Raw genomic sequence first — 13,512 nt, 5'->3', positions numbered from 1 at the left:
TGGCTGCGCACCCCCCCCACCTCTCCGCGGCCCACTACGCCGCCCTGCTCTCTCTGCCGCGGGGCGCCAATTAGCCCCGGCGTATACAAGGGACCTGCGGGTTGCGGACCTCGGTCCGCACGCCGCAGGAGAGCGGTTCAGCAGGAATGCCGTTCAGCAGGAGAGCGGTTCGGCAGGAGTGCGGTTCAGCTCGCCATGGTGCTCTGGATGAAGTCCTTGAACGCGGTCACGTTGGTGTAGATCGACGGATCGACCGCACAGGTGGGCGAGGTGCCGCCGGCGCGGCTGGTGGCGCCGAGCAGCCGCCACTCACCGTTGATCTGCGCGATCGCCGGGCCGCCCGAATCGCCGTAGCAGGCGCCCTGGTTGCTGCCGTCCGGGCCCTGCGGGTTGTTGACGCAGAGTTCGGAGGAGGCGTCGAAGCCCTCGGCGCAGCCGCTCGGGAGCAGGCTGGTGTCGAGTTCCTTGAGCTGGTCGGGGCCGTTGTCACCACCGGGCTGCGGCGTCTCCTGGCCCCAGCCGAGCAGCCGGGTGGCGGTGCCGGCGGGCGCGCTGTCGGCGAGCGCGATCGGGGTGGCCTGGACGGGGGCCGCGAGCTGGAGCAGGGCGATGTCGTTGTTGGTGCTGTAATTCGGGTGCGGGACGACCCGGGCGAGCGAGGCCACCTCGCCGCCCGAGGTCCGGTCGCCCGAACCGACCCGGACGGTGAACTGGTCGGCCGTGCCGCCGGCCACGCAGTGTGCCGCGGTGACCGCCCAGGTGGGCGAGATCAGCGAGGCGCCGCAGATGTGCTGGCCGCCCTGTTGCAGCGAGACGATGAAGGAGTAGTTCTGCGACGCGCTGCCACCGCCGATGATCGGCGGGCTCGGCACGGGCGCGGCCGAGGCGCCGGTCCCGGGCGCGGCGAGCGCGAGCGCGGTGGCCGCAGCGGCGGCGGCGAGGATCCTGGGCAGCGGGAAGTACCTCATGACGTGTCCTGTCCGGCGGTGTGGGGCCGCCTCGTGGGGGATGACATGGAACAGATATGGCATGTCCATGCCGAACTGCCCGCAAGGCTGGCCCCTGACGGCCCATCGGGGACACCCGCCGATCGGCGGGGAGAGCGCCACTGATCGGAGTATTGCGCCGCCACGCCGTCGCCCCGTCACGCGCGGCTCCCAGGGCCACCACCGGGCCCCGGGAGCCGCCGCCGTCCGACCGTCAGGGCCTCAGCCGATCACCCACCGCTGGAGCGCCGAGCCGGTGTCCGGCTGCTGCGTGACGAGCGCGCCGTCGCCCGTCGAGGCCGTGGTCAGCAGGAGGCCGCTCTTCTGCGACGCGAGCGTGTACCCGCCGCCCGCCACCTGCGTCGCGATCCAGCGCTGGTTGGCCGCGCCGGTGCACGGCCACTGGATCACCGGGGCCCCGGCCGCCGCCGAACCGCCGCTGACGTCGGCGCAGAGCTTCGACTCGCCGTTCGCGAGCTGGTAGCTGCCGTCCGCCTGCCGGGTGAAGACCCAGTTCTGGTTCCGGCCGCCGTTGGACGTCCAGGTGATGAGCCGGGTGCCCTGGCCGGTGGAGTGGGCCGGGTCGTCCAGCGCCTTGCCCGAGGCCACCACCGTGCGGGTGCCGTCGAGCCCGGTGCCGGCCGGGCCGAGGGCGGTGAGCGTCAGGGTCTGCTCCGCCGCCGTCCGGGCGCCGCCGACGGTGCTGCCGCTGCGGTCGGTCCAACTCCGGTTCGGGGTCGTCTCGGTGAGCCGGTAGGCGTTCGCCGAGAGTCCGAGGACGAGGCCGCTGTAACGGTTCACGATCCGCAGCGCGCCGGTCGCGGTGCCGTCCGCCGCCGCGCCGGGCACGAGCCACCACTGCTGCCCGACCGTCGGCCCGCCGGCCGCAGCCGCGCCGAGGACGGGCCGGGCTCCCCACGAACGCCCGCTCACCGAGCCCGAGTCGACCCCGAGCAGCTGCCCGGTCGAGCCGTTGGCGATCCGGTACGAGCCGTCGCCGTTCGCCGCGAAGGTCCAGGACTCCAGCGGCGAGCCGGTCGCCGCGACCAGCGAGGTGGTGTCCGGGCCGCCCGCGGCCTGCGCGAGGACCCGTCCGTCCGCGTTCGCGATCCGGTACGCCCGGCCGGGGTCGACCGGCGGCGCGGCGGGCGCCGACGGGTCGATCGTGACCGGCACGTACTCGCCGTCCGCGCCGCCGGAGCAGCCGAACGCGCAGTAGGCGCGGAAGGTCCGCCCGACGATCGCCGAGCTCGTCCGGTTGGCGCCGTCGAGGAACCAGCGGTACCAGGAGGCCGTGTGGTAGCCGCCGGTGTCGCCGATCGGCACCCACTTCTGGGTCGAGAGGTCGGCGGTGGCGTAGTAGCGCTGGGGCGCGTTGCCGCTCTGGTCGACGGCCTGCGGTTCGCCGATGTAGAGGCCGAGGTAGGCGTCGTAGGTGACGTCCATGACGAACAGCGGCGAGGTCGGGGGCATCGTCCCGGCGGCGATCTGCTGGGCCGAGGTCCCGGTGTTGGCCGGGTCGTACTCGTCGGCCGCAGCCGTGTACCCGGTGGAGTTGTCCGCGTCGACGGGCACCATGTTGCTCTCGCGGCCGCCGGTGCCGGGCTCGGTCCAGGCGCCGTCGTACCACTTCCGCCAGGAACCGGGCGCCATCTTGGAGGCGATCGGCGCGCGGGCGACGTGGGAGTGGAACGCCTTCCAGCCGCCGCTCTTGTCGACGATCCGCGAGCCGTAGAAGACGTAGAAGTACCCGGAGGCGGTGTCGACGAGCAGCCGCTGGTCGCCGTCGCCGTAGGAGTAGGTCTCGTTCGGGAACTGCGCGGTGTCGCCCCGGCTCGTGCTGTACGGCGAGGTGATGACGTGGTCCCTGATCGCCCAGGTGCGGCCCTGGTCGGTGGAGACGGCGTAGTCGATGGCGTCGTAGTGGAGCCCGTCGCCGAAGGGCTGCGGGGTGAACTCGTTGTGCACCAGCCCGTACCAGTCGCCGGTGTCGGGGTCGACCCACACGCCGGACAGGTCGCAGTAGTTCTTCTGCGCGTACCCGCTGGCGCCGCCGGCGAACGTCGCGCCGCGCCCGGTGGGGCTGTTGTTGCAGCGCGAGGTCGTGTCGTCGTTCCGGTCGGCGGGGTCGGCCGGGTTGACCGCGCCGCTGATCGCGGCGGACCGGGTGGCGGTGTCGAAGTCGGTGCCGGTGAAGAAGTCCCAGTAGCGCGGGTCGTTCTTGCCGTACAGCGCGGCGGACTGCTGGAAGTAGAAGGTGCCGTCCTTGTCGACGTACGGGACGGCGGGGGTGTCGGTGGGGTGGGTGAAGGGCGTCGGCGCCCCGACCGTGACGGTGTAGGCGGCCGAGCCGTCGGGCTCGTCGGCCGAGGCCGCGGACGGCAGCGCGGAGGCGGTGACCGTGGCCGCGAGCAGGACCGCGGCGGTCAACAGGGTGGCGAGTCTGCGGGACGGGTGAGGGAACACGGGCACTCCCTGGCTCACTCTTGCTCAACTCTGCTTCAGTTCAAGCAACTTCGAGCACGACAGTGGCAGCAAGCGTCAGCCCGGTCAAGACCGGCGACACCTCCGCGCCTCGACTTCACTGGATAAGTCCGGCCATCACTGAATAAGCAGCCCGTAATCTGTTGACGCAGGAAATCCGAGATCCCAACCGCACGCCCGCGTGCGGATTTTTCGAAAACGTTGTGTTCAGCTCAAAGCCCTTTACTCACCGGCCCGTTGACCCCCATTTCCGGGACCTGCTTTGCTGTGGCGTGGCAGGCTGCACCGCCCCCATCCCCCTCGTAGATCCGTGACCGACGATCCGTCGGATCACGTGCCGGTGCCGCCTGTTCTCCTCCGTCCTCACCCCGCACAGCCCCGCTGCCAACAGGCAGGCGGGTGGTCGGCATGAGAGAGGCTCCCCCCACCATGGGTATTTCCCGCACGCCCCACAAGGCGGGCAGACCGACCCGCAAGGCGAGAACGACGGTCCTGTCCGGCGTCGCGGCGCTGGCCCTCGCGGCCGCCGGATTCGCCTCCACCGCCGCACAGGCCCAGCCCGAGGCGACGAACCAGCCGAGCGCGTCGGCAGCGAACCCGTTCAGCCCCCAGTACCAGCACCCGTACCGGCACGGCGCCATGCCGACCATCGCGCAGAACGCCAAGATGAAGGCCTGGGCGGACACCCACGCCGGCACCGCGGCGACCGGTCCGCAGACGCTGTCGTACGGCGGCGGCACCAACGGCGTCGGCGTCCTCGACGGCCACGCCAAGGTCTACCTGGTCTTCTACGGCAGCCAGTGGGGCAGCCAGGGCACCAACGGCAGCGGCGACGCGACCTTCTCCGGCGACCCGGACGGCGCCGCCGCCGTCGCCCAGGAGATGTTCAAGGACATCGGCACCGGCGGCGAGCTCTGGTCCGCCGACCTCACGCAGTGGTGCGACGGCCCCAACGTCGCGTCCGGCGCGGTCAGCTGCCCGTCCAACGCCAGCTTCGTCCCGTACCAGAGCGGCGGCGTCCTGTCCGGCGTCTGGTACGACAACTCGGGCGCCTCGCCGAGCGCCGCCAGCGGCAACCAGCTCGGCCAGGAGGCCGTCAACGCGGCCGGCCACTTCGGCAACACCACGGCCGCGTCCAACCGCGACGCGTACTACGTGATCCTCTCGCCGACCGGCACCAACCCGGACAACTACCAGAACCAGTACTGCGCCTGGCACGACTACACGGGTGACACCACGCTCACCGGCGGCGCGGTCAACTCGCCCTACGGCGACCTCGCGTTCTCCAACCAGCCGTACAACATGGACTCCGGCGCCGGCTGCGGGGTCGGATTCATCAACTCCGGCAGCGGCACCCTCGACGGCTGGACGATGACGCTCGGCCACGAGTGGCACGAGACGATGTCCGACCAGTTCCCGGCCGGCGGCTGGACCAACCACGTGTCCGGCAGCAGCTACAACGGCCAGGAGAACTCCGACGAGTGCGCCTGGCTCTCCCCCGGCACCACGGGCGGCGCGGCCATGATCACCATGGGCACCGGCTCCTTCGCCGAGCAGGCCAGCTGGTCCAACGACACCAACTCCTGCGCCATCTCGCACCCGATCGTCGGCGGCGGCACCGGCCAGAACACGGTGACCGTGACCAACCCGGGCAGCCAGAGCGGCACCGTCGGCACGGCGGCGAGCCTGCAGATCCACGCCACCGACTCGGCCTCCGGCCAGGCGCTCACCTACTCCGCCACCGGCCTGCCCGCCGGCCTGTCGATCAACTCCTCGACCGGCCTGATCTCCGGCACCCCGACCGCCGCCGGCACCTCGTCCGTCACCGTCACCGCCAAGGACAGCACCAACGCCTCCGGCAGCGCCTCCTTCGGCTGGACCGAGAGCACCGGTGGTGGCGGCGGCAACGCCATCACCAACGGCGGCTTCGAGACCGGCAACCTGTCCGGCTGGACCTCGGCCGGCTCCACCTCCGCCTCCAGCTCCGCGGCGCACAGCGGCGGGTACGGCGCGATGGTCGGCTCGGCCAACCCGAGCACCACCTCCTCGATCGCCCAGACGTTCACCGCCCCGGCCGGCTCCAGCAGGCTCTCCTTCTGGTACAGCAACACCTGCCCGGACACCGTGACCTACGACTGGGCCACCGCCACCCTGAAGGACAACACCACCGGCACCACCACCACGGTCCTCGCCAAGACCTGCGCCGCCACCTCCGCGTGGGTCAACAAGACCGCGGCCGTGACCCCGGGCCACAGCTACACCCTCACCCTGACGAACCGCGACGACAACTACCCGGGCGACCCGACCTACACCTACTACGACGACGTGACCGTCTCCTGACGCCCACCTGATCGTCCGCACCACCGACCCTTGCCGGGGCGGGCCCCGAAGGCCCGCCCCGGCAAGGGCTTCGCTCCTCACCGCAACCGGCCCGCCGGATCCCCCACTGCCTCGTAGTACACCTCCCGCGACCGCCGGGTCCGCCGCACCAGCCCGCCCCGGTGGAGCGCCTGCAGGTGGTACGAAACCGTGCTCGGACTGAGGCCCACGCGCGAGGCCACGTCGGCCGTCGTCCGCGCCCGCGTCAGCTCCGCGAGGATCGACGAGCGCGATCCGCCCAGCCGCTCCCCGGCCTCCCGCGCCAGGCCGAGCGCCGGGTAGACCACGACGGGCGTCCGTCTCCCCGCCGCAGGATCGAAGGACAGCATCAGCCCCGGCGGAAAGGCGCCCGGCACGAAGATGACGCCCGGCCCGGTGATCCGCAGCCCCGGCTGCCGGTCCGGACGGCCGGGCCGTCGCACGGACAACGTCCCGTCGTGCCAGCCCACTTCGGGGTGCAGACCGGCGACCATCCCGCCCAGCCCGAGCCCCGCCGTGAGCTCCCCCCGGCGGGCGATGTCGTGCTCCAGCCGCGCGGAGAGCCCGGCCCAGTGAGGCCCGAGGACACCTGACCAGAACGCGCCCAACTCCCCCGCCAGCCGCTCCGCGAAGCCGTCCTCCCCGCGGTCCAGCGCGTCCAGCACGAGGGCGCGCGGCCTGCGGGCCGGAATCCCGAGGTCCGCGAGCCCGGACAGCACCAGCCCCATCTCCGCCCGAACCCGCTCGACCGGAGCGGTGGCCACCAGGTGCAACTCGTCCTCGACGGCCGACCGGTAGGCCGCCGGCTCCGGCGTCAGGAAGTCGGGCGTGTAGCCGTCCGCACTGATCGCCAGCGCGGCGAGCAACCCCAGCCGCCGCCCGACGATGACGTCCCGCGCCCGCAGCCGCCACTCGTACGGCACCGCGCGAGGCTGCCGCCCGAGGGCGAAGAGCAGGTGCATGGCCTGGTAGAGCGGCGACACGGCGAAACGCGTGCGCGCCACCGCGGCCGCCGAGAGTTCGATCCGGATCACGTGATTCCCCCTTTTACGCGTGATCGTCTTCGAATTGTTTCGAATGATTCGACCGGCGATCCGTCATCCGATTTCCTGGTTCCACGGGCGAAACGACCGCCCAGCGAAACTCGGGAAAGGAACGCTCAATGAAGCGTCTGAAGGCCGTACTCGGCACCGGCGCGGCCGCCCTCGCCGCCACCGCCTCCCTGCTCGCCGGCGCGGGCACCGCCCACGCCGACACCATCAACGGCTGCGCGGACGGGTACGTCTGCATCTACGCCGACGACGGCACGATCGTCAGCCGCTACTACACGTACGGCCCGCACAACCTCTCCAACATGTACGGCTATCACTACGTGCTCAACAACCAGACCGGTGGCGCCAAGGTGGCGGCCTGCACCGGCTACAACGGCGGCGACTGCGGAACCCCCGTCGGGCCGGGCTGGTACTGGATCAACCTCACCCCCATCAACTCGATCTACCTCTCGGCGTAGTGCCGGAATCGACCGCATAACGAGTTCGAGAACGAATCGAGCATCAGCGGAACTCTGCCGCCCGTTTTCCCCGTCCCGTCGACGGCGAAAACGGGCGGCTTCCATTCGACCTTAGCGAACCCGCCTTACCGAACGCTTACCAATCGCCCGCGCCCGGCCCTCGTATCACCACCCCCACGCCCACCGTCTAGGCTCGGGGACGATCGAACGAAGGACCGAAGGGAAGCACGTGGGCAGCTGGGAGCGCGCGCTGGACGCGGCCGGGATCGACGACCCCGGACTGCGCGGCGACTACGGCCGGCAGCGCGAGCAGGTCACCGCCTACCGCCGCGAGGCCGCCCTCGCCGCCGGGCTGCTGCTGCCGCCCCGGCTGGTGCCGCACGTGATCGCCGCCACCGCCTTCATGCACCGCACCGACACCCTGCTCGACAGCGGCCCGGTCGACGAGCGGCGGCCCGCCTACGCGCGCTGGGAGCAGGAGGTCGTCGAAGGACTCGCGACCGGCCGGACGGACAACCCCGAGCTGCGCCCGCTGCTGGCCTCCGCCGCCGCGCGTCCCGTCCTGCGCGAGCGCATCCCCGGCCATCTCGCCGGAGCCCTCGCGGACCTCGACTTCACGGGCTTCGCGACCGAGTCCGACTACCAGGCCTACCTCGACGGCTACGCGCTGCCGGCGTTCATGGTGGTCGCCGCGCTGCTCGGCCCCGACGGCGACCAGAGCGCGTACGAGGCCGCCTGCCGCGTCTTCATCGACGCGAGCCAGCGCCTCGACTTCGTCAGCGACCTCGCCGAGGACCTCGCCGACGGCCGTCTGACGATCCCCGCCGACACTCTCGACCGGCACGGCGTCACCCGCGCCGACCTCGAACAGGGCCGCGACACACCGGCCTTCCGCGCCCTGGTCACCGAGCAGCTCGACCAGGTCGACCGCACCCTCGCCGCCGCCCGCACGGTGGTCGACCTGGCCCCGCCGGCCCACCGGCCGATGGTCCGCTGCATGGTCGGCCTGGAGGCCCTCACCAGCGCCACCGCCCGCGCCGACGTCCCCGCTCTGCTCCGCCGGTCCGCCGGCCCGTCCAAGCTCGGCGCCCTGCGCCTCCTGGCCCGCGAGTACCTGCGGGCCCGCCGCGTGGCGCGCTGACGGCAGGGGGGCGACGCCGGCCCCCGCCCGAGCGGGCGAGGGCCGGAGGGGGGTCGCCGGTCAGCAGGTGGGCACGTCCGGAAGCCAGGCCGGGCCCTGGAGGTAGATGTTGCTGATCCAGCCGTGGTAGTCCGGAAGGTAGGACCACGCGTCGTTGGTGTAGCCCTCCGCCGTCACCGACTCACCGTGGGTCTGGCACTGGACGCGCACGGTCGTCGGGCCGGGCAGGACGGCGACCGGCGGGCCCGAAGTGCCAGGCGTCGGGCGGATGTTGACGCCGTTGCTCCACGTCTGGTGGTTGGTGGTGGCCGCCGTGCCGGGGTCGTAGCGGACGGCGCCCGCGTAGTCGACCATGTTGTGGCTGGTCAGGTCGGACACCATGATGTGCGTGTCCGACTCCCGCGCCTCGACGATCTTGCCGCCGCCCAGGTAGATCGCCACGTGGTGGACCCACGACGTGCCCCAGAAGACGAGGTCGCCGGGCTTCAGCACACCGGTGTCGGTGCCCAGGCGCTGCCCGGGGAGCTGGAACTCCTCGGCGGCGTCCTTCTGCCCGACGACGTCCGAGCCCGCGGCCTTGTACCAGGCCCAGCGGATGAACCCGGAGCAGTCGTAGCCCTGCCGGTAGGGATCGTTCTTGGACCGCTCGGGGTCGCTCGGGTCGACGCTGCCGTACGTGGCGCCCGGGGTCGGGCCGTGGCCGCCGCCCCACGTGTACCAGGTGCCGGCGGCGACCTCGTCGCACGCGGCGGCGATGGCGCGGGCGGCGCCGTCGGATATCGGGGTGCCGCCCAGCCCGCACGCGGCGGTGGTGTCGGCACGGGCCGGAGCCGCGAGGGTGATCGCGCTCAGGAGCCCGGCCAGGAGGGCAAGCAGCAGGCCTGCCAAGGGAGTTCTACGGTGGTTCGCTCGCAAGGAAGGTCCCCTCTTCATGGAGGTGCGACGGAACGGGCGGCGGGCCGCGCAAGGGAGGAAGCACCCGGCCGTACGGCCGCCCCCCGTACACCCCCCATGGCCGCACGACATCTGACGCATCGTCGGACGCCGAATGCGGTCGTGGACCGCCGCCCATGCCCCGAGCCTGCCCACCCGACCCGGCGACCGTCCACCCGCCACCGGTCGCCCATCGCATCGGGAAACGGGAAACCTTCCGGGAAACCGCGGTCGACCTGCCTCGACGCACCCCGGTCAACACCCCGCCCGGTACGGCTCCCCCCGGCAGCAGCGCCGCCCACCGTGCCGCGTCGACGGGTCCGAGCAGCCCGCAGATCGCGGCCGAGCGCGCACCGGAGTCCTGGTTCCAGAACCGCACCGCCCCGTCGCTGCCGCCGCTCGCCAGCGAGCGCCCGTCCGGGCCGAAGTCGACCGACCAGACGGCGTTCCCGTGCCCGGCCAGCGCGGCGACCGGCGCGCCCGCCCGCGCGTCCCAGGTCCGGACCGTCCCGTCGTTCCCCCCGCTCGCCACCGTCCGCCCGTCCGGCGAGAACGCGACCGCCCGCACCGCCCCCGTGTGCCCGGTGAGCGTCGCCAGCGGCCGTCGCTCCCCGGTGCCCCACAGCCGGACGGACCCGTCGTTGCCGCCGCTCACGAGCGTCCGCCCGTCCGGCGAGAACGCGAGTCCGCGCACGGCCCCCGTGTGCCCGGTCAGCGTGCCGACCGGGCGCAGCTCACCGACGTCCCACAGCCGCACCGTGAGGTCGTCGCTCCCCGAGGCGAGCGTGCGCCCGTCCGGGGCGAAGGAGACGGCGTTGACGAAGTCCGTGTGCCCGATCAGCACTCCCTCGGCCCGCTGCCAGGGCACGTTCCAGAGCCGGACGGTACGGTCCTCGCCCGCCGAGGCGAGCAACCGCCCGTCCGGGCCGAACGCCACCGCGAAGACCGAGCCCTGGTGCCCGGTGAACGCCGCCACCTGGCTCCGCGCGGCCACGTCCCACAGCCGGACCGTCGAATCGGCGCCGGCCGAGGCCAGCAGCCGCCCGTCCGGGCTGAACGCCACGCCCAGCACCTGGCCGCCGTGCCCGGTGAGCACCCCGGTCTGTCGCCGTGTCGCGACGTCCCACAGCCGCACCGTCCCGTCCGCACCCGCCGACGCGACCGTCCGCCCGTCCGGGCTGAACACCGCCCGCCACACCTCCGCGAACGGATGGGCGACGAGTTCCGCCGCCCCCAGGTCCCACAGCACCACCGACTGGTCGAACCCGGCCGTGGCCAGCAGCGTGCCGTCCCGGCCGGCCGCGACGCCGAGGACGTAGTCGGTGTGACCCGCGAGCGTCGCGGTCACCCGCCGCCCGGCGACGTCCCACAGCCGCACCGTCCCGTCCCCGCCCGCGCTCACCACGGTGGCGCCGCCGTCCAGGTACGCCACCGCGTTGACGTCGTCGCTGTGCCCGGCGAGGACCGCCGTCGTGGCGCCGCTCGCGACGTCCCACAGCCGCACGGTGCGGTCCGTCCCGGACGAGGCGACGCTCCGCCCGTCCGGGCTGAACGCGACCCCGAGCACCTGCCCGCCGTGCCCGCTCAGAACCGCCGTGGCGGCACCCGTCACGGCGTCCCACAGCCGCACCGTCCCGTCCGCGCCCGCCGACGCGACCGTCCGCCCGTCCGGTCCGGTGGCGACGGCCTGGACCTCGCTCCGATGACCGGTGAGCGTCATCAGCGGCCGGGGCCCCGCCGACACGTCCCCCGTGCCCCCGATGTCCCCCTTCAGCTTCGCGCCCTCGTCCCACGCGGCCGCCGACCAGACCCGGACGGCACCGTCGGCCCCGCCCGACACCACCTCCCGTCCGTCCGCGCTGAACGCGACCGCCCGCACCGGCCCGTCGTGCCCGCCCAGCACGACCGGCGAGCGCCGCCCGGCCACGTCCCACAGCCGCACCCCGTCCGACCCCGCCGAGGCCAGCACCCGCCCGTCCGGGCTGAACGCGACACCCCTGACCGGCCCGGAATGCCCCACCAGCGTCCCGCTCGGCCACCGGTCCGGCAGGCTCCACAGCCGCACCGTCCCGTCCGAACTCGCCGTCGCCAGCAGCTTCGCGTCGGGGCTGATCGCACACCCGTTCACCGGCCCCGTGTGCCCGACCAGCCGCCCCGCGAACGGCTGCGCCTGCGTGCTCAGCAGCGCGCTGCGCGCCTCGACGGTCGGCGCGAGCCGGAACGCCCGGTCGGCGAGCAGCATCGACGCCTCGGGCCGCCCGGCGGCGATCCGGCCCGACTCGGCCGCCATCGCCCTGGACGTCGCCGTCCGCCCCTGGTCGACCGCCGAGGACCGCTGCTGGTAGGCGAAGGCCCCGGCGGTGAGCGTGATCACGAGCAACAGGACCAGCGAAACGATGAGTCGACGCTGCCGTCGCGCCTGTCGGCGGGCCACCCCCTGGCGCTCGTCCTCATGCTTCCGGCTCGCCCGCAGAAAGCCTGTTTGACCATCCGTCAATTCACCGTGATGGAGCGGGTCCTGCGCCCACTGCCAAGCCGCCGCGAGCCGCGCACCGCCATAGAGCGCGGCAGGGTCCCGTCCGTCCCGGTCCCACTCCGCAGCAGCTTCACCGAGTTGACGACGGATCAGCAGACCGGCCCGGTCCGCCTCCACCCAGTCCCGCAGCCGCGGCCAGGCCCGTAGCAGCGCCTCGTGCGTGATCGCGACCGTCTCCCGGTCCACGGTGAGCAGCCGGGCCCGGACGAAGGCATCCAGCACCGCCCCGCCGTCCCCGCCCACCAGCAGCGACAGCAGCTCCGCACGCGCCACCGGCCGCCGGAACTCCTCGCCCTCCGGGCCGACTTGCACCAGCCGCAGCAGGAGCTGCCGAGCGAGCTCCCGCTGCCCGGCGCCCAGCCCCGAGAACACACGCTCGGCACTCTCCGCGACCGCGCCGTGGATGCCGCCCGTGCCCAGGTAGCCCTCCACCGTCAGGGTCCGCCCGTCGCGCCGCTGCCAGGTCGCCAACAGCGCGTGCGACAGCAGTGGCAGCACCCCGGCGCTCTCCGCCGCCCCGGCCCGCTCCCCCAGGTCGCGCAGCAACACCTCCACCAGCCCCGGTTCCAGCCCCAGCCCCGCCTCGGCCGCCGGCCGCGTGATCGACTCCCGCAGTTGCGCCCCGGCCATCGGTCCGAGCGCGAGCAGCCCGTGACTGAGCACGGGCACGAGCTCGGGGTGGTCGAGGCACCGCCCGCAGAAGTCCGCCCGCACGCCCAGCACGACGAGCGCCGCCGGGCGCACCGTCGCGAGCCCGCACAGCGTCCGAACGAACGCCCGCCGCTCCTCCTCGTCCGCGCAAAGAGTGAACGTTTCCTCGAACTGGTCGACGATCAGTGCCAGTCCGGCGCCCGACGGCTCCTCCCGCGCCGCCTCCTCCAGCGCCTCCCGCAGCGCCGCCAACGGGTGCGCCGTCGGCGTGCACACCGCCACCCGCCACCCCAGCCTCCCCTCGGGAGCCAGCGCCCCACCGCGCAGCGCCGGCACCAGCCCGGCCATGAGCAGCGAGGACTTCCCGGCCCCGGACGGCGCGACGAGCGCGAGCGGTCCGTGCCCGGCCCGCTCGGCCAACCGGTCGATCAGCTCGGCGAGTTCGCCGTCCCGCCCGGCGAACCAGCGCGCCTCCCCCGGCCCGAACGACGCGAGCCCCGGGTACGGACACGGCTCGTCCCCACCGTCCGTCCCTCGCTCATCGGCCCGCGGGCACTCGACCAGCCGCACCAGCGCGCCGCCCGCCCGCAGCATGTCGTCACACCGCTGCGCGAGGTCGGGCGTCGCGGGCTTGCCGCCGTTCTCGATCTTGCTCAGGTAGCCCTTGCTGTAGTGGACGAGCCGCGACATCTCCGCGAGCGAGAGCCCCCGCACCTTCCGCAACCGCCGCAACTCGGCCCCGAACTCCGGAGGCCGTCCCCATTCGCGCTCGTCGAGCTCCGACCCCACCCCTGCCCCCCAACAGGTTGACGCAACGCCATCATCATGACGGCCCGGCGGCTGCCGGCACCCCCGAATCACCGAAACGCTGCGAAGCCCCTCCCGGGAACACGACACCGCCGGGCGGCCGGGG

Annotated in this window: 8 protein-coding genes; 3 read left to right on the top strand and 5 right to left on the bottom strand. The window is 73.3% G+C overall.

Going from position 1 to position 13,512, the window contains the following annotated elements; translation table 11 throughout:
• Window positions 1–185 precede the first annotated feature (185 nt).
• Entirely contained in the window at window positions 186–968 is a 783-nt protein-coding gene (locus tag ACFXDE_RS09315; protein ID WP_380492440.1) for a S1 family peptidase, read from the bottom strand.
• Between the two features lie 240 nt (window positions 969–1,208).
• Window positions 1,209–3,452 (bottom strand): RICIN domain-containing protein, encoded by a 2,244-nt coding sequence (locus ACFXDE_RS09310; protein ID WP_380492438.1) that lies wholly within the window; start codon window positions 3,450–3,452, stop codon window positions 1,209–1,211.
• A 447-nt stretch (window positions 3,453–3,899) separates the two neighbouring features.
• Here ACFXDE_RS09310 and ACFXDE_RS09305 point away from each other — a divergent pair, with 447 nt between their 5' ends.
• Window positions 3,900–5,810: a putative Ig domain-containing protein gene (locus tag ACFXDE_RS09305; RefSeq protein WP_380492436.1), complete on the top strand. Its 1,911-nt coding sequence runs from the start codon at window positions 3,900–3,902 to the stop codon at window positions 5,808–5,810.
• 77 nt (window positions 5,811–5,887) lie between these two features.
• Here ACFXDE_RS09305 and ACFXDE_RS09300 read toward each other — a convergent pair whose 3' ends face one another.
• Window positions 5,888–6,862, bottom strand: coding sequence for a helix-turn-helix domain-containing protein (locus ACFXDE_RS09300; protein ID WP_380444827.1), 975 nt, complete (start codon window positions 6,860–6,862; stop codon window positions 5,888–5,890).
• Between the two features lie 128 nt (window positions 6,863–6,990).
• Between ACFXDE_RS09300 and ACFXDE_RS09295 the strand changes: the two genes are divergently transcribed.
• Both ACFXDE_RS09295 and ACFXDE_RS09290 read left to right on the top strand, forming a co-directional pair.
• Entirely contained in the window at window positions 6,991–7,338 is a 348-nt protein-coding gene (locus tag ACFXDE_RS09295; protein WP_380492434.1) for a hypothetical protein, read from the top strand.
• Window positions 7,339–7,567: 229 nt separating this feature from the next.
• On the top strand, window positions 7,568–8,479 hold the full coding sequence (locus ACFXDE_RS09290; protein WP_380492432.1) for a phytoene/squalene synthase family protein: 912 nt from the start codon (window positions 7,568–7,570) through the stop codon (window positions 8,477–8,479).
• A 60-nt stretch (window positions 8,480–8,539) separates the two neighbouring features.
• On the opposite strand, the gene ACFXDE_RS09285 is transcribed toward ACFXDE_RS09290, so the two are convergent.
• Window positions 8,540–9,367 (bottom strand): NlpC/P60 family protein, encoded by an 828-nt coding sequence (locus ACFXDE_RS09285; RefSeq protein ID WP_380492430.1) that lies wholly within the window; start codon window positions 9,365–9,367, stop codon window positions 8,540–8,542.
• A gap of 7 nt (window positions 9,368–9,374) precedes the next feature.
• Window positions 9,375–13,388: a helix-turn-helix domain-containing protein gene (locus ACFXDE_RS09280; protein ID WP_380492428.1), complete on the bottom strand. Its 4,014-nt coding sequence runs from the start codon at window positions 13,386–13,388 to the stop codon at window positions 9,375–9,377.
• Window positions 13,389–13,512 lie beyond the last annotated feature (124 nt).

This window comes from Kitasatospora sp. NPDC059408, from assembly GCF_042751525.1.
Lineage (GTDB): Bacteria > Actinomycetota > Actinomycetes > Streptomycetales > Streptomycetaceae > Kitasatospora.
Note: the sequence above shows the minus strand (reverse complement) of the source record. Positions and strands in the feature narration are given on the sequence as shown.